Origin of the sequence: Mycolicibacterium confluentis (assembly GCF_010729895.1) — a bacterium.
GTDB lineage: Bacteria > Actinomycetota > Actinomycetes > Mycobacteriales > Mycobacteriaceae > Mycobacterium > Mycobacterium confluentis.
In genome coordinates this window covers 2648704-2667805 of sequence record NZ_AP022612.1, presented here as the reverse complement: position 1 = coordinate 2667805, position 19102 = coordinate 2648704, and the positions used below count along the sequence as shown (strand labels likewise).

Annotated in this window: 15 protein-coding genes; 8 read left to right on the top strand and 7 right to left on the bottom strand. The window is 67.2% G+C overall.

All coding sequences use genetic code 11. The annotated features are described in order from the left end of the window. Nucleotides 1-6: 6 nt before the first annotated feature. The 4 genes from G6N34_RS12365 to G6N34_RS12350 all read right to left on the bottom strand — a co-directional run bounded on the left by G6N34_RS12365 (nucleotide 7) and on the right by G6N34_RS12350 (nucleotide 5128). On the bottom strand, nucleotides 7-723 hold the full coding sequence (locus tag G6N34_RS12365) for a GAP family protein (RefSeq protein ID WP_085154724.1): 717 nt from the start codon (nucleotides 721-723) through the stop codon (nucleotides 7-9). A 31-nt stretch (nucleotides 724-754) separates the two neighbouring features. Further along, nucleotides 755-3835 (bottom strand): MMPL/RND family transporter, encoded by a 3081-nt coding sequence (locus G6N34_RS12360; protein ID WP_179965748.1) that lies wholly within the window; start codon nucleotides 3833-3835, stop codon nucleotides 755-757. Between the two features lie 155 nt (nucleotides 3836-3990). Beyond that, entirely contained in the window at nucleotides 3991-4725 is a 735-nt protein-coding gene (locus tag G6N34_RS12355) for a hypothetical protein (RefSeq protein WP_085154722.1), read from the bottom strand. Between the two features lie 34 nt (nucleotides 4726-4759). After that, on the bottom strand, nucleotides 4760-5128 hold the full coding sequence (locus G6N34_RS12350; RefSeq protein WP_085154720.1) for a transcriptional regulator: 369 nt from the start codon (nucleotides 5126-5128) through the stop codon (nucleotides 4760-4762). Between the two features lie 220 nt (nucleotides 5129-5348). Between G6N34_RS12350 and G6N34_RS12345 the strand changes: the two genes are divergently transcribed. Then, the gene (locus G6N34_RS12345) at nucleotides 5349-5816 is read left to right on the top strand and encodes a hypothetical protein (RefSeq protein WP_133057806.1); all 468 of its coding nucleotides are present in this window, start codon (nucleotides 5349-5351) and stop codon (nucleotides 5814-5816) included. A 257-nt stretch (nucleotides 5817-6073) separates the two neighbouring features. Continuing rightward, nucleotides 6074-9256 (top strand): isoleucine--tRNA ligase, encoded by a 3183-nt coding sequence (gene ileS / locus G6N34_RS12340; RefSeq protein WP_085154716.1) that lies wholly within the window; start codon nucleotides 6074-6076, stop codon nucleotides 9254-9256. 35 nt (nucleotides 9257-9291) lie between these two features. Here the strand turns inward: ileS and G6N34_RS12335 are convergent, their stop codons facing one another. Further along, nucleotides 9292-9534: an RNA-binding S4 domain-containing protein gene (locus G6N34_RS12335; RefSeq protein ID WP_085154714.1), complete on the bottom strand. Its 243-nt coding sequence runs from the start codon at nucleotides 9532-9534 to the stop codon at nucleotides 9292-9294. A gap of 66 nt (nucleotides 9535-9600) precedes the next feature. On the opposite strand from G6N34_RS12335, the gene G6N34_RS12330 reads away from it, so the two are divergent. Further along, the gene (locus G6N34_RS12330; RefSeq protein ID WP_234813043.1) at nucleotides 9601-10926 is read left to right on the top strand and encodes a DNA polymerase IV; all 1326 of its coding nucleotides are present in this window, start codon (nucleotides 9601-9603) and stop codon (nucleotides 10924-10926) included. Nucleotides 10927-10929: 3 nt separating this feature from the next. Here the strand turns inward: G6N34_RS12330 and G6N34_RS12325 are convergent, their stop codons facing one another. Further along, nucleotides 10930-11832, bottom strand: coding sequence for an asparaginase (locus G6N34_RS12325; protein ID WP_085154847.1), 903 nt, complete (start codon nucleotides 11830-11832; stop codon nucleotides 10930-10932). A gap of 76 nt (nucleotides 11833-11908) precedes the next feature. Here G6N34_RS12325 and lspA point away from each other — a divergent pair, with 76 nt between their 5' ends. The 3 genes from lspA to rarD are packed head-to-tail and all read left to right on the top strand — an operon-like array spanning nucleotide 11909 to nucleotide 14492. Continuing rightward, nucleotides 11909-12574 carry a signal peptidase II gene (gene lspA / locus G6N34_RS12320; RefSeq protein ID WP_085154844.1) on the top strand — a complete coding sequence of 222 codons (666 nt, stop codon included), beginning with the start codon at nucleotides 11909-11911 and terminating at the stop codon, nucleotides 12572-12574. Beyond that, the gene (locus G6N34_RS12315) at nucleotides 12574-13500 is read left to right on the top strand and encodes an RluA family pseudouridine synthase (RefSeq protein ID WP_085154712.1); all 927 of its coding nucleotides are present in this window, start codon (nucleotides 12574-12576) and stop codon (nucleotides 13498-13500) included. The genes lspA and G6N34_RS12315 overlap by 1 nt, the downstream gene beginning before the upstream one ends. Next, entirely contained in the window at nucleotides 13497-14492 is a 996-nt protein-coding gene (gene rarD / locus G6N34_RS12310) for an EamA family transporter RarD (protein ID WP_085154710.1), read from the top strand. Before G6N34_RS12315 ends, rarD begins: the two co-directional genes overlap by 4 nt. Here rarD and G6N34_RS12305 read toward each other — a convergent pair. Next, nucleotides 14388-14744: a hypothetical protein gene (locus G6N34_RS12305; RefSeq protein ID WP_085154708.1), complete on the bottom strand. Its 357-nt coding sequence runs from the start codon at nucleotides 14742-14744 to the stop codon at nucleotides 14388-14390. The genes rarD and G6N34_RS12305 overlap by 105 nt on opposite strands. A gap of 88 nt (nucleotides 14745-14832) precedes the next feature. Here G6N34_RS12305 and G6N34_RS12300 point away from each other — a divergent pair, with 88 nt between their 5' ends. Then, a complete protein-coding gene (locus G6N34_RS12300; protein WP_085154706.1) occupies nucleotides 14833-15441 on the top strand; it encodes a SecDF P1 head subdomain-containing protein in 609 nt (202 codons plus the stop codon). 115 nt (nucleotides 15442-15556) lie between these two features. Beyond that, a complete protein-coding gene (gene dnaE, locus G6N34_RS12295) occupies nucleotides 15557-19096 on the top strand; it encodes a DNA polymerase III subunit alpha (RefSeq protein WP_085154704.1) in 3540 nt (1179 codons plus the stop codon). Nucleotides 19097-19102 lie beyond the last annotated feature (6 nt).

Sequence of the window (19102 nt, the reverse complement as noted above, 5' to 3'; positions counted from 1 at the left end):
CGGCGCTCACAATCCGCTGATGCCAAGGACTGTCAGCACAACGCCCGCGATGGCCAGCACCAGGGCGACGTCGCGGCGCGTGCGGGCGGCCACCCAGAGTCGCAGGGCCTCCAACCGAATTCGGGTGGACTCGGGTGCGATCAGGAAGCTGACGAGCGGGATGGCGACCACGGCGTTGGCCACCGTGATGAACGTGAACAACAGCCCGGCCTGCGTCACCGGGGCGCCGCCTGTCGTGGCGATCAGAACCAGCAGTGCGAGGTAGTCGATCGACGGTATTGCGATGCCCATTCCCATCGCCCCCGAGAACCATGGCGAACTGCCGCGGGCGAGGCCGCGCGCCCGGGAGAAGACCGCCCGAACCGCACGGGGCCCATGATTTTTCGCAAAGTCGGCGTCTGGCGAGGAGGAGGTTGTGATCGTGGCGTCGACGGTGGTGCGACGGGGTCCCGCTCGTAGTGCGAACACCGCGGACAACGCGAGGGCAAACACACCGAGCGTGAGATGCACCGTGGCACGGTCGAACTGCAGCGCGCCGACCAGACCCGGTCGGACCACGAACAGCACGATCAGCCCGGCGGTCGCGCTCATCACGAAGCTTCCGGTCAGGAACGCCAGAAGTTGCAGAACGGGTTTGGGCCTGCTGAGCGCTACCGTGATCAGACCCAGCCTCATGGGTTCGAAGTTCACCGCGAGGGCAAGTCCCAGCACGGTGATCCACATACGAGGCGACCTTACTCAACAACCGGATGCGTCAGTCGACGCTCGCGGCCACAGGTTCGGGTTCCCGCGGCGGATGCGCGGGCTTGGGCTGCCATCGAGACGGCCACCAGTTGAACCGGCCCACCAGAACCGCCATGGCGGGCACGGTCGTCGTGCGCACCAGGAAGGTGTCCAGCAGGATGCCGATGCCGATGATGAAACCGGCCTGGACCAGGGTGCTGATGCTGGCGAACAGGAGCCCGAACATCGACGCCGTGAAGATCAGGCCCGCGGTGGTGATGACTCCGCCGGTCGCGGCGACGGTGCGGATCACCGCGGTGCGCAACCCGTGGCTGGCCTCCTCCCGGATGCGGGAGATGAGCAGCAGGTTGTAGTCGGCGCCGACGGCCACCAGGATGATGAACGTCAGGCCCGGCACGCTCCAGTGCAGTTCCTGTCCGAGGAGCTCCTGGAACAGCAACACCCCGATGCCCAGCGCGGACATATACGAGATCACGACGGACGCAATGAGATACAGCGGAGCGATTAGTGCACGCAGCAGGATCACCAGGATCAGGAAGACCACCGCGACGGTCACCATGATGATGAACTGGATGTCGCTGTTGTAGTAGTTACGCGTGTCACGCAGCGACACGGTGTAACCGGTCATCGACACCGTGGCATCCGAGAGCGTGGTGTTGGGCTGGGCGCCACGAGCAACGTCGGTGATCGCGTCGATCTGGTCCATGGCCTCGGTGCTGAACGGGTTCAGCTTGGTCTGGATCATGTAGCGCACGGTGTGGCCGTCGGGGGAGAAGAACAGATCGGCGGCCTTCTTGAAATCGTCCCCGGCCAGGAACTGCGGTGGGATGTAGAACCCCGCCATCGACGGTGTGGTGGCGTCGTTCTTCATGGCCAGCAGGAACGCCGAGGCATCGTTGAGGCCGCCGCCCATCTTCTTGGTCTCGTCGACCAGAAGCTGCACGCCGTCGGCCACCTGGCGGCTGGCCTCCGCCAGCGTCTTGGCGCCCTGCTGCAGGGTGGCCCACTGCTTGCGCATGCTGTCGGAGTCGCTGACACCTGCCGAGCGCATCGCCTTGGTGGCGGTGTCCAATGCGTTGCGCAGGCCGCTGGCGGTCCCGCCGAGGGTCTGGGTGGACTGGGTCGCCCGCAACTGCTTGGCCAACTGGGCGATGCTGGCCAGCGTGCCGTCGTCACCGGCGTCGACCAGACGCTGTAACTGCCGTCGGGTGTTGACGCACGAGGGGTCGGCGTCGCAGACCGGGCTGGTGTTGAGGGCGTTCACGACGGGACGGGCCTGCTCGATGGAACCGGCGGTGTCGTCGAGGCTGACGCCGAGCGAGTCACCGAGGTTCTGCATCGACGTCACGAGCTTGGCCGCGCTGTCGAACTCCTGCAGCGTCTTGTCACCGCCGAACTGCTTCTCCATCGACGTCAACGCATCGATCAACCCACTGACCGTCGCCGCGGCCTGGGACAGCTGGCCACGCACACCGCCGAGCGCGTCGGCGACCTGGTCGGCGCCACCGGCCAACGTGTCCAGTTCCGCGGTGCGGCCGGAGATCATCGACGACGCGTCGTTGAGCTTCGAGCCCACCTCGCCGGCCTGGAATGAGAGCCTGGCCTGTTCGAGGGACTCGCCGGTCGGGCGGGTGATGCCGCGGACGGCCTCGATGTCGGGCACCTGGCTGATCCGCTGTGCCATCTGTTCGAGGTCGGCCAGCGCCTTGGGGCTGCGCAGGTCATGGGGTGACGTCACGAGAAGGTACTGCGGCAGGCTCGAGTTCACCGGGAAGTGTTTGCCGATCGCCTCGTAGCCCTGCAGGCTCTCGACCGACGACGGCAGCGCCTTGCGGTCGTCGTAATTGAACGTCGCCAGTCCCGCGGACGACGCCAGCAGGATCAGCACGAAGAGGCTGGCCACCAGGTTGAACTTCGGCTTGCGCACGATCCGCACACCGGAGCGGCGCCACAGGCGGGTGGTCATGCTGCGCCGCGGCGCGACCCAACCTCTACGCCCCGTAAGGACCAACACCGCAGGCAGGAAGGTCACGGCGGCCGTACAACAGACCGCGATGGCCACCGCCAGCGCAACGCCGACCGAGGAGAAGATCGTCAACTCGGTGAAGATCATGCCGAGGAATGTGATCGCGACGGTGGCCGCCGAGGCGACGATCACCTTGCCGATCGAGGTCAATGCGCTCTGGACGGCGCGGTCGGAGTCCTCACCGAGTCGGATGAAGTCGTGATAGCGGCTGATCAGGAACACGGCGTAATCGGTTCCCGCGCCACACAGCATCGCGGTGAGGAACACGATGGTCTGGCCCGAGATGCTGAGCCCCATGTCGCCGAGGAACGCCACCAATCCATTCGCCGTCAGCAGCGACACCCCGATGGTCAGCAGCGGGAGCAGCATCGTCAGCGGGTTGCGGTAAATGATCAGCAGGATCGTGAGCAGCATGCCGACCGTGGCGATCTCGATGATGACGCGGTCGTGCTCGCCCACTTCGGCGATGTCGGCCAGGGTGGCGGCGGGACCCGTGACGTGCACCGTGACGCCGGTGTCCTCGGCGGTGTCCCTGACCATCGCGATGACGTTGGTGGTTGCCGTGTAGGACTGCGGCGAGCCCAACTCACCCGTCAGGCTCACGGGCAGCAGCCAGGCCTTGTTGTCCTCGCTGGTCATCACCTGCCGCAGCGGCGGGGTCGTGACGAAGTCCTGGATCGTGACGACGTCCTGCGTATCGGCGTGCAGCTTGTCGACCAGGCTGCGGTACACCGCCTCGTCGTCCTCGCCCAGGCCGTCCTCGTTGGACAGGACGACGATCAGCATGTTGTCGTTGCCGGCCTCGCCGAAGGCCTCGGCCATGGTGCGGGCGGCCACGGACCCGGGCGCATCGGCAGGCACCATGGCCGACGGGGTCTTCTGGGACAGCTCGGTCAGCGATGGGAACATCGGCGGCAGCCCGGCCGCAAGCAGCAGCCAGAGCGCGATCACGAGCCACGGCCAACGGACCACCACGGAACCCAGCCAGCGGAAGATGCCGCCCTCGCCCGGCTCTGTGAAGCGCTCCAGACGCTGCAGCAGCTGCGTTGCCCTACTGATGCTCAACAACCCCTGTGATCCGGTGTCTCTTTGATCCAACCGCTGCGGCGGAACACTGGTGACGGGCACCCGCCCGTGGGTCGGCGGGTCCGTTCAGTTCAGTCAGTGTATGCGGAGCGCCGAAGTGCCAGGGCCAGGTCGCTGCGACGTGCCTCAGCCGGTCACCGTTTGACGGTCGTGGAACCGCGCAGCTTCTGTCGCCAGGACTGTGCGGCCGACAGCGCGAAGACCGCTCCGCATGTACACGCGAAGAACCAGACCATCCGGCCGTTCTCAAGCGGCTGCAGCTCGGGGAGCAGCGACGTCGCGATGCGGATGCCGCAGGCCAGGATTCCGCTGGCGGTGGCGATCAGATACACGGTCGCGATGGATCGGGATCGCGGATCACGGCGCAGGATGAGCAGCGCCCGACCGCCGTATCCGAGCAGGTAGATGAGCATGCCGCACAGCACAATCCAATAGACGCTGAGCCAGAAGTCCGTCGGCACGGTGAAGAAGTCGGCGCGATACACCGACGAGCCGTTGCCCAGCCAGAACGTGGCGAGCAGCACGGGGATGCACAGTGTCGCCGGCCGTTCGACGTACTGCTTGAACGACAGCCGCATTGAGTCGTCGTCCTGCAGGCGGCCGAGTGCGTTGTAGACGATCGCGGACGCGGCGACGATGTAGAGGTCGTGGCCCAGATAGTCCTCGAGGTTCCACTTCCCGGTGTACCGATGCAGCACGGGGCCCAGCGTCTCCGAGGCTATCGGTGACATCAGCAGCACCGCGGCGCCCTGCATTGCGATGTTGAGCGTGGCGGCGACCTCCCACCGGCATGACCAGGTGACGCGACGAATCCACAGACTCCATCCGATGCACACCATGGTGATCGTGATGAGGACGGTGAGGGCCATTGCGGAGCTTTCGGCGAATGGAGGTCGGTGGGGGTTACAGCGGCGGTGCGTCGGGTCGCGGGGTCAGTTCCGACAACCGCCTGCGGTGGGTGGGACGTACCTGCGTCGGGTGCCGATCAGTGGCCGTCAGAACCTCGACCGGGGCGGCCTGAAGATAGTTGTAGACCTCTTGGCGGCTCATGAGGCCGAACCGGATCTGCAGATCTGGATAGCTGAGCGCAAACCGGTCGGCCACCTGGCGCAGTTCCTCCGCGCTGGGGTAATCGGGCTCTTTGATGCGTCGGTAGTAGGTGCTGCTGGACACCCCGAGGGCCGTGTATATCGCCTTGGCGTCGACGTCGCCGTCAAGTAGATAGTCGAGCAGAGCTTTCAGCTGCCTGCCATTCTCATCGGTCCGGGGCACCCACCCACCATAAGCGCTCGACCTCGTATTTCGCACCCGGGAACGTGACGAATTTCGGACCTGTAATTGACACATATGTCAGACTTCTGACACATCTCTCCCAAATCTGGGACACCCGTCGTACCGTATGCGAATGGCCGCTCCTTTCCTCGTCCATTCGGCGGAGTCCACTGCCTGGATTACCGATCACCACGCGGACACGTCGCCGTCCCCTCATGACATGGCAAAGAGGGCCGGTCGGCTGAGCTGTTTGCTGACCGCTGAACTTCTCGCGGAGTCCGAGCGCGCAGGCGTGCCGGTCGAGCGCCTCGTGACGGCAGCCTTCGGCCGCACCGTGGGCTGCACCGTGGGCGCGGGTGAGTTGGCGGTCCGCGTCGACGGAGAGTCCGGCCCGCCCACGACCTTCATCGTGGGGTGCACCGACGAGTGGGGGCTCAGCGGCGCGGAGGCGATCTCGCGGGTTCAGCCCGCCCCCCAGGCGGTGACGCCTGCGGCGTGCGTGTCCTACCGCTCGGCTGTCGAGGGCACCTCTCCGGAGGCCGGTTTTCAGCTGGTCCTGCACGCTCGGCAGGGCGCCGACGTGCTCTACCTCGACTGGTGGTACGACACGCGCAGCTTCGACGCCGCGACCGTCGCCGAACTCGACGAGCAGTTCCCGCTCGCGGTCATCACCACCACCTCGGGGTGATCGGCCACCGACAGCGGATTTGCGTCCCGGACTAGAATCAACACTCAGCGGCGTCGATCCGGCCATCACCGGGGAGCCTTCGGAAGAACAGTCGGCTTACAGCGCCGGCCCAGTAGAACCGAACGGGGCTGGCCCGTCACAGCCACAGAGTTGAGCGGCGCGCCCTGTGGGCGCGCAAGCGGGGTGGTACCGCGGTGCTCGCACACAGTGCGGGTGATCGTCCCCGTGCCCTGATCAAGGCACAGGAGAGGCACCCAGTGGTTTCGAGTCCCGACGCGTATCCCAAGCTCCCCGGCGGCGCGCCGAACTTCCCGGCGCTCGAAGCCGACGTCCTCAAGTACTGGGAGGACGACGACACGTTCCGGGCCAGCATCGCCCGCCGTGAGGGTGCCCCCGAATACGTCTTCTACGACGGCCCGCCCTTCGCCAACGGCCTGCCGCACTACGGCCATCTCCTGACCGGCTACGTCAAGGACATCGTGCCGCGCTACCGCACGATGCGCGGATACAAGGTGGACCGCAGATTCGGCTGGGACACCCACGGTCTGCCCGCCGAACTCGAGGTGCAGCGCCAACTCGGCATCACCGACAAGGCCCAGATCGAAGAGATGGGCATCGAGAAGTTCAACGATGCCTGCCGCGCTTCGGTGCTCAAGTACTCCGATGAGTGGCGTGCCTACGTCACCCGGCAGGCCCGCTGGGTCGACTTCGACAACGACTACAAGACCCTGGACCTGTCCTTCATGGAATCGGTGATCTGGGCGTTCAAGCAGTTGTGGGACAAGGGCCTGGCCTACGAGGGCTTCCGTGTGCTGCCGTACTGCTGGAACGACGAGACGCCGCTGTCCAGTCACGAACTGCGCATGGACGACGACGTCTACCAGAGCCGGCAGGACCCCGCGCTGACCGTCGGTTTCGCGATCCCGGAGGGCCCGCTGGCGGGCTCGCACTTCCTGGTCTGGACGACGACGCCGTGGACCCTGCCGTCGAACCAGGCGGTCGCGGTCAACCCCGATGTCACCTACGTCGACGTGCGCGGAGTCGACGGGAACCGCTACGTGCTTGCGCAGCCCCGATTGGCCGCCTACGCAAAGGAATTGGGGGAGGAGCCGGAAGTCCTCGCGACGTTCACCGGCGCCGAACTGCTCGGCACCCGCTACCTCCCGCCGTTCCCGTACTTCATGGACACCGACAAGGCGGAAAACGCCTTCCGTGTGCTGCGTGGCGAGTTCGTCACGACCGAAGACGGCACCGGGATCGTGCACATGGCCCCGGCCTACGGTGAGGACGACAAGGCGACCGCCGACGCGGCAGGCATCGTGCCCGCCACCCCCGTCGACTCCAAGGGACGCTTCGATGCAGGCGTCCCCGACTACCAGGGCCAGCAGGTCTTCGACGCCAACCCGCAGATCATCCGCGACCTCAAGAACGGCACGGGCGCCGCGGGCCGCAACGGAGCGGTGCTCCTGCGGCACGAGACCTACGAGCACTCCTATCCGCACTGCTGGCGCTGCCGCAATCCGCTGATCTACCGCGCGGTGTCGTCGTGGTTCGTCAAGGTGACCGAGTTCCGGGACCGGATGGTCGAGTTGAACCAGGAGATCACCTGGTATCCCGAGCACGTCAAGGACGGTCAGTTCGGCAAGTGGCTGCAGGGCGCCCGCGACTGGTCGATCTCCCGAAACCGCTACTGGGGCACTCCCATTCCGGTGTGGACGTCCGATGATCCGGCGTACCCGAGGATCGACGTCTACGGCAGCCTCGACGAACTCGAACGTGACTTCGGCGTGCGCCCCGACAATCTGCACCGGCCCTTCATCGACGAATTGACCCGGCCCAACCCCGACGATCCGACCGGAAAGTCGACCATGCGCCGCATCGAGGACGTGTTCGACGTCTGGTTCGACTCGGGTTCGATGCCGTACGCGCAGGTGCACTATCCGTTCGAGAACCAAGCCTGGTTCGACGGCGTGGACAGCGAGGATCCCACCGAGCAGATCGCCGGTCACTTCCCCGGTGACTTCATCGTCGAGTACATCGGGCAGACCCGCGGGTGGTTCTACACGCTGCACGTGCTGTCCACCGCGCTTTTCGACAAGCCGGCCTTCAGGACCTGTGTGTCGCACGGGATCGTGCTGGGCAACGACGGGCAGAAGATGAGCAAGTCGCTGCGCAACTACCCGGACGTGTCCGAGGTGTTCGACCGCGACGGTTCCGACGCCATGCGGTGGTTCCTGATGGCCTCGCCGATCCTGCGCGGAGGCAACCTCATCGTCACTGAACAGGGCATCCGGGAGGGTGTGCGGCAGGTGCTGCTGCCGTTGTCCAACGCCTACAGCTTCCTGGCCCTGTATGCGCCGAAAGTCGGTCAGTGGCGCACGGATTCGCAGCACGTGCTGGATCGCTACATCCTGGCCAAGCTCGCGGTGCTGCGCGACGATCTCACCGAATCGCTGGACACCTGCGACATCTCCGGCGCCTGCGACCAACTGCGCCAGTTCACCGAGGCATTGACCAACTGGTATGTGCGTCGGTCCCGAAACCGGTTCTGGGATGAGGATCGCGATGCGATCGACACGTTGCACACCGTGCTCGAGGTCACCGCACGTCTGGCGGCGCCGCTGCTGCCCTTGGCGACCGAAGTGGTCTGGCGCGGGCTCACCGGTGGCCGTTCGGTGCATCTGACGGACTGGCCCGAGGCCGACCTGCCCAAGGATCCCGCTCTGGTCGCCGCCATGGACCAGGTCCGCGAGGTCTGCTCCGTCGGCTCGTCGCTGCGTAAGGCCAAGAAGCTGCGGGTGCGCCTGCCGCTGCCGAAACTGACTGTCGCGGTGGAGGATCCCGAACAGCTCACGACGTTCACCGACCTGATCGCCGACGAGTTGAACGTCAAGGCCGTCGAACTGACCGACGACATCGCCAGCTACGGTCGCTTCGAGTTGACGGTCAACGCGCGCGTCGCGGGTCCGCGAATCGGCAAGGATGTGCAGGCCGCAATCAAGGCCGTCAAGGCCGGTGCGGGTGTCGTCAACGCCGACGGGACGCTGACCGCGGGACCGGCGACGCTGCTGCCCGAGGAGTACAGCTCGAAACTCGTCGCGGCCGACCCCGAGTACACCGCGGCCCTGCCGGGCGGCGCCGGACTCGTGGTGCTCGACGCGGCGGTCACCCCGGAGTTGGAGGCCGAGGGGTGGGCCAAGGATCGGATCCGCGAACTGCAGGATCTGCGCAAGTCCACGGGCCTTGAGGTGTCAGACCGGATCGCGGTGAGGATCGCCGTGCCCGAGGACGGCACCGACAAGCAGCAGTGGGCGCGCACTCACCGCGATCTGATCGCGGGCGAGATCCTGGCCACCACGTTCGATTTCGTGTCCGCGGACGACATGCCCGACGGCCACGACATCGGCGACGGTGTCCGGGTGACGATCGTCAAGGCCTGACGGCGCGCCAGTGCTGCTCGGGTCCCCCTGCGGGGTTATCCGACGGCCACACGCGCGCCCGAGTCGCCGTGCACCACGACGTCACCGACATGCAGTTGCCTGCCGCGCCGCTGCTCGACCTCGCCGTTGACGGTGACGCCACCGTTGGCGATCACGACCTTGGCGTCGGCCCCGGTGTCGATCAGGTTGGCCAGTTTCAGGAACTGGCCCAGCCTGATCGACTCGTCACGGATCGGCACGTCGGGGAATCCGCTGGCGGGACCGGCCTGTTGGCTCATGGCGTCAGCCTAACGACCTAGCATCGGCACGTGGATTCCTCGGCCCGTTGGGTGCTGCACCTCGACATGGATGCGTTCTTCGCGTCCGTTGAGCAGCTCACCAGGCCCACGCTGCGTGGCCGCCCAGTGCTGGTCGGCGGGCTCGGCGGCCGGGGCGTGGTCGCGGGTGCCAGCTACGAGGCCCGCGTCTACGGGGCGCACTCGGCCATGCCGATGCATCAGGCGCGTCGCCAGGTCGGGGTCGGGGCGGTCGTGCTGCCACCGCGCGGCGCGGTGTACTCGGTGGCCAGTCGACGGGTCTTCGACACCATCCGCGCGGTCGTTCCGGTGCTCGAACAGCTGTCGTTCGACGAGGCGTTCGGCGAGCCGGTCGAACTCGCGGGCGCCGACGGTGACGACGTCGAGCAGTTCTGTGAGCGGCTGCGGCGGCGTGTCCTCGACGAGACCGGTCTGATCGCGTCGGTCGGGGCAGGATCGGGCAAGCAGATCGCAAAGATCGCCTCGGGACTGGCCAAACCCGACGGCGTGCGGGTGGTGCGCCGAAGTGAGGAGCGGACGCTGCTCGACGGTCTGCCGGTGCGCAAGCTGTGGGGCATCGGGCCGGTGGCCGAGGAGAAGCTGCACCGGCTCGGCATCGAGACCGTGGGCGAGCTGGCGGCACTGGACGACACCGAGGTGGCCAGCATCCTGGGCGCCACGATCGGGCCCGCGCTGCATCGGCTGGCGCAGGGGATCGACGATCGGCCGGTGGCCGAACGGGCCGAGGCCAAGCAGATCAGCGCCGAGTCGACGTTCGCGGCCGACCTGACCACCCTGGCCCAGTTGATCGAGGCCACCGGGCCAATCGCCGAACACGCGCATCGACGTCTGCAGCGCGACGGCCGGGGTGCGCGCACCGTGACGGTCAAGCTCAAGAAGGCCGATATGTCCACCCTGACGCGATCGGCGACCCTGCCGTACGCGACCGCCGACGCCGCGACCCTGGGCGCGACCGCGCGCCGGCTGCTGCTCGACCCGATCGATGTCGGCCCCATTCGCCTTCTGGGAGTGGGCTTTTCGGGTCTGTCAGATGTGCGTCAGGAGTCCCTGTTTCCGGAGCTGGAGCAGCAGCAGACCGAGATGGGCGCCGCCCGCGCACCCGACGCGGCACCCGAACCGCAGGTCGACGGTTGGCGCATCGGTGACGACGTGCGTCACCCGGAGTTCGGCCACGGCTGGGTACAGGGCGCCGGACACGGCGTCATGACCGTGAGGTTCGAGACCAGATCCAGCGGGCCGGGCCTGGTCCGCAATTTCGCGGTGGACGATCCCGAGGTGGTTCGGGCCGACCCGGTCGACAGCCTGGACTGGCCGGACTTCCTCGACCGCTCGGGCGACGACCACGACCAGTGAGCGTCAACCCCACCGCGCGAGCACCTGCGGGACGGGGGCGCCCGCGGTGAGTGCGGCCATCAGCAGCACCCGAGCCTGCGACGGGCGCAGCGTCGGCACCACCAGTGCCCCGGCATCCACCAGGGCGGCGCCGGGACCGTATCCGGGGCTGACGTTCCCGCCGGGCACTCTGGTCGAGACCGCGACCAGGACGCCCGAGGCACAGTGCCGTCGCACCGCGGCCACGATCGCCTCTCCGGCGTTGCCAGATCCCAGCGCCTCCAGTACCACCGCGTGAGCACCCGCGGCCACGCACGCGTCGATCGCCGCGCCGTCGGCTCCCGGATAGGCCCCGACGATGTCCACCCGCGGTGCCGCCGCCGCGGACACCGCACCCAGGAACGGCCGGGCCCGGTCGGTCGGCAGCGACACCGCGTCGCCGACGAACCCCGAGCCCGCCTTGTACAACCCGCGTGGTGCCAGCAGTCGCCCCGCAAACGCCACCAGCACGCCCGCGCCCCGCGCGGCAGGGTCGGCCGCCACCGTCAGCGCGTGGCGCAGGTTGGCCGGACCGTCGGCCTCCGGTGAGTCCGCGCTGTACATCGCGCCGGTGAGCACGACCGGGGGTGCGCCGTCATAGGTGAGCTCACACCACAGCGCGGTCTCCTCAAGTGTGTCGGTGCCGTGCGTCACCACAACTCCGTCCGCGCTGGCCGCGGCCTCGGCGACGGACTCGCCGATGGCGTCCCAGTCCGCGGGCGTGAGCTCGGAACTGTCTTTCGACAGCAGGTCCACCACCGTCAGGTCAACATGGGGGTTTACCTGCGACAACAGCTCGGCTCCGCGGTGTGCGGGGCGTTTGACGCCGTCGGCGCCGGTGGTGGTGGCGATGGTGCCGCCGGTCGTGATCACGACGAGCCGAGTCATGGCCAGATCATGCCTGGTGATCTGGTGCAACGGTGCGGTGTCCGGCATCGACGCGCGACTGAGGGATGATGGGGGAGTGACTGACGAATCTCCCGGCGCGGTCGAACCAGGGACGTCCGCGGCAGACGAGGTGATCGAGGACGCCGCAGGTGGCGCCCCGGCCGACACCGCCTCGACCGGCGACCCGGCCGAAACCCCCGTGACGCCGGCCGCGGAACCGGCCCCGGCGCCTCAGGGGCGTCTGCGCCTGCTGCTGTCCGTCGCGGCGGTGGTGCTGCTGCTCGACGTCGTCACCAAGGTTCTCGCGGTCCGCCTTCTGACGCCCGGCCAGCCCGTCTCGATCATCGGCGACACGGTCACGTGGACGCTGGTGCGCAACTCCGGTGCGGCGTTCTCGATGGCCACGGGCTACACCTGGGTGCTCACGCTCGTCGCCACGGGCGTCGTGATCGGCATCATCTGGATGGGCCGACGCCTCGTGTCGCCATGGTGGGCGCTGGGCCTGGGCATGATCCTCGGCGGGGCGCTCGGCAACCTCGTGGACCGCTTCCTGCGCTCACCCGGCCCGCTTCGCGGACACGTGGTCGACTTCCTGCAGATCGGCTGGTGGCCGGTGTTCAACGTGGCTGACCCGGCGGTCGTCGGTGGGGCGATCCTGCTGGTCACGTTGTCGCTCTTCGGATTCGACTACGACGTGGCGGGCAGGCGGACGGCCGAATCCACGTCCGATACCGAGCAGTGATGGCCGACCGGTCGATGCCGGTCCCAGAGGGACTGGCGGGCATGAGGGTCGACGCCGGCCTGGCGCGGCTTCTGGGACTGTCCCGGACCGCGGCCGCGGCGCTGGCCGAGGACGGCGGGGTCGACATCGACGGCGTCCCGGCGGGCAAGTCCGATCGGCTAGCCGCGGGCGCCTGGCTCGAGGTCCGGCTGCCTGAACCGCCCGCGCCCCCGACCAACACGCCTGAGGACATCGAGGGCATGTCGATCCTCTACTCCGACGATGACATCGTCGCGGTCGACAAACCGCCCGGCGTGGCGGCGCACGCCACAGTCGGCTGGCACGGCCCGACCGTGCTGGGTGGCCTGGCGGCTGCCGGGTACCGGATCAGCACGTCGGGTATCCACGAGCGCCAGGGCATCGTGCACCGCCTGGACGTCGGCACCTCGGGTGTCATGGTGGTGGCGCTGTCCGAACGCGCCTACACACTCCTCAAGCGGGCCTTCAAGCAGCGCACCGTCGACAAGCGGTACCACGCCCTGGTTCAGGGCCATCCGGACCCGTCCAGCGGCACCATCGACGCGCCCATCGGCCGCCACCGAGGTCACGACTGGAAATTCGCGGTCACCGAGAACGGGCGACACAGCATCACGCACTACGACACCATCGAGGCGTTCGTGGCGGCCAGCCTGCTCGACGTGCACCTCGAGACGGGTCGCACCCATCAGATCCGCGTGCACTTCGCGGCGTTGCACCATCCGTGCTGTGGCGACATGACCTACGGTGCTGATCCGACGCTCGCGAAAAAGCTTGGGCTGGAACGACAGTGGCTGCACGCGCGGTCGCTGGCGTTCGCGCATCCCGCCGACGGGCGGCGGATCGAGATCACCAGCCCCTATCCTGCGGACCTGCAGCACGCGCTCGACGTGCTGCGCCACCAAGAGTGAGTCAGGACGCAGCACAGCGCAATTCGCGCGCCGGCCTGCTCTTCGGGTTGGGCGCCTACGGAACCTGGGGCCTGTTTCCGGCGTTCTTTCCACTGCTGAAGCCCGCCAGCGCGTTCGAGGTGCTGGCGCACCGGATCGTCTGGACGCTGATCTTCATGCTGGTCGTCCTCGCGGTGGTCCGGCGACTGGGCGACCTGCGTCGAATCAGTGGACGAGTCTGGCTGCTGCTTGCGGCCGCCTCGGCGCTGATCTCGATGAACTGGGTCATCTACATCTATGCCGTGAGCAACGGCCACGTCGTCGACGCCGCGCTCGGATACTTCATCAACCCACTGGTCAGCGTGCTGTTGGGAATGCTGCTCTTCCGGGAGCGGCTCAACCGGATGCAGATGGTGGCCCTGGTCATCGCCGTGGCCGCCGTGGGGGTGCTGGTGGTCGAGGTCGGTGCGCCGCCGTGGATCGGGCTGGGTCTGGCGTTCTCGTTCGGCCTTTACGGCGTGGTCAAGAAGATCGTCCCGACCGACCCCCGGGTCAGCGTCGGCGTGGAGGCCGGGCTTGCGGCGCCGTTCGCGATCGCGTACCTCGCCGTCCTCGGGTGGGCCGGCACCGGTCAGTTCCTGTCCAACGGCGGCTGGCACATCGTCCTGACGGTTCTGGCGGGCCCACTCACCGCCATCCCTCTGCTGTTCTTCGCGGCCGCGGCTCAGCGCCTGGCACTGGTGACGCTCGGCCTGCTGATGTACTTGAATCCCGCCATGCAGATGACGTGGGGTGTGGTGGTCGGACACGAACCCATGCCGACCGCCCGCTGGGTCGGCTTCGCCCTGATCTGGGTGGCCCTGGCGGTGTTCACCACCGACGCCGTCCGGCGTGCCCGCCGCGCGCCGTCAGTCGTGGAGCCTGCGCAGATAACCGTCGTCGAGCACCAGGGAGTAGCCGAGTTCGTCGGTGAGGGTGACTCGCAGGGGACTCCACGTGATGGTGACCGCTGAGAGGAACGGGTCGGGCAGGTACAGGTTGCGGGCGGGATTGCGCGCGCTGTGCACCTCGACCGTGCGACGTTCCTCACGCAGCAGCGGAATGGCCGACAGCACTCGGCGTTCGACGCAGTATTCGGCGAGCGGCGCGGGGCCACACGAACGCTCCACGACTTCTCCGGTGCGGAGGTCGAGCGCGGTCCGCAGCACCCCGATTCCGGCGACGGCGAGGGTGACGGCGAAGAGTCCCGCCCAGAGCAGCTTCATGCTGAGTTATTGTCCGGCAGCGACCATGGTGTGCTCGGCACCAGATTTTCGTCAGCCCACGGGCGGTGCGAATGCGAAAGGTGAACAGATGACGGACCCAGCGGGCCGCGAGGCGGCACGCAATCGCCGCAGGCGCTGGATTGCGGTGACCGCGGCACTGGTCGGGCTGACCATGATCGTGCCCCTCTCAGCCGCGCTGATCCAGCAGGGATTCGGCTCACCGGAGTCCGCCTCGGGTTCTGAGGTCGCCGCGGTGCCCACGCCTGCCGGGCCGTCGATCAAACCGCTGACCGTGCGTCCGGTGGTCAAGGCCGTGATGACCACACCTGAGGAGTGTCCGCAGGGGATGGTGGGTCCGCCGACCGAGACCGTGCAGTTGTGTGACATCGAGAAGACGGCGCTGTTCACACTCAGTGCCGAGGCGGTGCAGCTTCAACTGACCCAGGCCGAGGCGCTGTTGTCGCCGCTGAACAACTCCTACTACGTGCAGGTCGCCCTGACACCGGAGTCGGCGCAGACGTTCTCCGACTTCACCGCGGCCAACATCGGCAAGCAGGTCGCGTTCGTGCGCGGCGGGGTCGTCGTGTCGGCTCCGTCGATCGGCCAGCGCCTCGACGGTGACACGCTCCAGCTGTCCGGTGAGATGACCGCCGAGGAGTCCGAGGGGATGGCGCGCCTGCTGCGCGACGAGGCCTGAAAACCGCGTCTCGGACCCGCCCGGCGACGACACGCCGGGCGGCACGCCGAGACACCCAGCACCGTCCGCGAGTCACCCGGGCGGTGTCGGATGGGGGTTCTAGACTGACGGGCCTATGGGTAATCGCGGCTTTGTTCACCTGCACAACCACACCGAGTATTCGATGCTGGACGGTGCCGCCAAGATCAAGCCCATGCTGGCCGAGGCCACCCGCCTGGAGATGTCGGCCATCGGCATGACCGACCACGGCAACATGTTCGGCGCCAGCCAGTTCTACAACGAGGCCAAGAGCGCCGGCATCACGCCGATCATCGGGGTCGAGGCCTACATCGCGCCCGCGTCGCGGTTCGACACCCGCCGCATCACGTGGGGCGACCCCAGCCAGAAGGCCGACGACGTGTCGGCCAGCGGCGCCTATCTGCACATGACGATGGTCGCGCAGAACGCGACCGGTCTGCGCAACCTGTTCAAGCTGTCGTCGCTCGCGTCGTTCGAGGGCCAGCTCGGCAAGTGGCCCCGCATGGACGCCGAGATCATCGCCGAGAATGCCGAGGGCATCATCGCCACCACGGGATGCCCCTCCGGTGAGGTGCAGACCCGGCTCCGACTGGGCCATACGCAGGAGGCCCTGGAGGCCGCCGCCAAGTGGCGGGAGATCTTCGGCCCGGAGAACTTCTTCCTCGAACTGATGGACCATGGGCTGTCCATTGAGCGGCGGGTTCGTGAAGGGCTGCTCGAGATCGGCCGCAAGCTCGGCATTCCGCCGCTGGCCACCAACGACTGCCACTACGTCACACGTGAGCATTCGCACAACCACGAGGCGCTGCTGTGCATCCAGACCGGCAAGACGCTCTCGGATCCCAACCGATTCAAGTTCGACGGTGACGGCTACTACCTGAAGTCCGCCGCCGAGATGCGGGCGATCTGGGACGACGAGGTGCCGGGTGCGTGTGACTCCACGCTGCTGATCGCCGAGCGCGTCACGCCGTACGACGAGGTGTGGGCGCCCGTCGACCGGATGCCGATCTTCCCCGTGCCGGAGGGCCACGACCAGGGGTCGTGGCTGCGGCATGAGGTGCGTGCGGGCCTGCAGCGGCGGTTCCCCGACAATGTGCCGCAGGAGTACACCGATCGGGCTGAGTACGAGATCGACGTCATCTGCGGCAAGGGCTTCCCGGCGTACTTCCTGATCGTCGCCGACCTGATCAACTACGCGAAGTCCATCGACATCCGGGTGGGCCCGGGCCGTGGTTCGGCTGCGGGATCACTCGTGGCGTACGCACTGGGCATCACCAACATCGACCCGATTCCGCACGGCCTGCTCTTCGAGCGCTTCCTCAACCCCGAACGCCCGTCCGCGCCCGATATCGACATCGACTTCGACGACCGTCGTCGCGGCGAGATGGTGCGGTATGCCGCCGAGAAGTGGGGCAGTGACCGGGTCGCACAGGTCATCACCTTCGGCACCATCAAGACCAAAGCGGCTCTGAAGGATTCGGCCCGCGTGCACTACGGGCAGCCTGGCTTCGCGATCGCCGACCGGATCACCAAGGCACTGCCCCCGCCGATCATGGCGAAGGACATTCCGCTGTCGGGCATCACCGACCCGAACCACGAGCGGTACAAGGAGGCCGCCGAGGTCCGCGGTCTGATCGACACCGATCCGGATGTCCGGACCATCTACGAGACCGCGCGCGGCCTGGAGGGTCTGGTGCGCAACGCGGGCGTGCACGCCTGCGCGGTCATCATGAGCTCCGAACCGCTGATCGACGCGATCCCGTTGTGGAAGCGTCCCCAGGACGGCGCGATCATCACCGGGTGGGACTACCCGTCGTGTGAGGCCATCGGCCTGCTGAAGATGGACTTCCTGGGCCTGCGAAACCTCACGATCATGGGGGACGCGCTCGAGAACATCAAGGCCAACCGCGGCATTGAACTCGACCTGGACGCAGTGCCGTTCGACGATCCGGCGACCTACGAACTGCTCTCCCGCGGTGACACCCTCGGCGTGTTCCAGCTGGACGGCGGGCCGATGCGTGACCTGCTGCGCCGAATGCAGCCCACCGAGTTCAACGACATCGTCGCGGTGCTGGCGCTGTACCGGCCCGGTCCGATGGGCATGAACGCCCACAACGACTACGCCGACCGCAAGAACGGCCGGCAGCCGATCAAGCCGATCCATCCTGAGCTCGAAGAACCGCTCAAGGACATCCTGTCGGAGACCTACGGCCTGATCGTCTACCAAGAGCAGATCATGTTCATCGCCCAGAAGGTCGCCTCCTACACCATGGGTAAGGCCGATGCGCTTCGAAAGGCCATGGGCAAGAAGAAGCTTGAGGTGCTGGAGGCCGAGTACAAGGGTTTCTACGAGGGCATGACCGCCAACGGCTTCTCCGAGAAGGCCGTCAAGGCGCTGTGGGACACGATCCTCCCGTTCGCCGGATACGCGTTCAACAAGTCGCACGCGGCGGGCTACGGCCTGGTGTCGTATTGGACGGCGTACCTGAAGGCCAACTACCCCTCGGAGTACATGGCCGGCCTGTTGACGTCCGTCGGTGACGACAAGGACAAAGCCGCGGTCTACCTGTCCGACTGCCGTCGCCTCGGCATCACCGTGCTGCCGCCCGACGTCAACGAGTCGGTGCAGAACTTCGCCTCGGTCGGTGAGGACATCCGGTTCGGCCTCGGCGCGGTCCGCAACGTGGGCGCCAACGTCGTGGCCTCGCTGATCGAAACCCGAAAGCAGAAGGGCAATTTCACCGACTTCTCGGACTACCTGAACAAGATCGACGTCGCGGCCTGCAACAAGAAGGTCACCGAGTCGCTGATCAAGGCGGGCGCGTTCGATTCGCTCAAGCACGCACGCAAGGGTTTGTTCCTGGTGCACACCGACGCCGTCGACTCGGTGCTGGGCACCAAGAAGGCCGAGGCCATGGGCCAGTTCGACCTCTTCGGCGGCGCTGACGAGAGCGGCGGCACGGATTCGGTTTTCACCATCAAGGTGCCCGACGAGGAGTGGGACGACAAGCACAAACTCGCGCTGGAGCGCGAGATGCTCGGCCTCTATGTGTCGGGGCATCCCCTCGATGGAGTCGCGCACCTGCTGGCCAACCAGGTCGACACCCAGATCCCGGCCATCCTCGACGGCGACGTCGCCCACGACGCCCAGGTGCAGGTCGGTGGCATCCTCGCCTCGGTCAACCGGCGCGTGAACAAGAACGGACTCCCTTGGGCCTCAGCGCAACTCGAGGACCTCAGTGGTGGTATCGAGGTGCTGTTCTTCCCACAGACCTATTCGGTGTACGGCGCGGACGTGGCGGACGACACCGTGGTGATCCTCAAGGCCAAGGTGGCCGTGCGCGATGACCGTCGCTCGCTGATCGTGCACGACCTCGTGGTGCCCGACTTCTCCAGCGCCCAGCCCGACCGTCCGCTGGCGGTCAGCCTGCCCACCCGGCAGTGCACCATGGACAAGGTCACCGCGCTCAAGCAGGTGCTGGCCCGGCATCCCGGGACCTCACAGGTGCACCTGCGGTTGATCAGCGGTGAGCGCATCACCACGCTGGAGTTGGACCAGTCCCTGCGTGTTACGCCGTCCTCGGCGCTGATGGGTGATCTGAAGGCCCTGCTGGGCCCGGGCTGCCTCGGCGGTTAGCCGCCC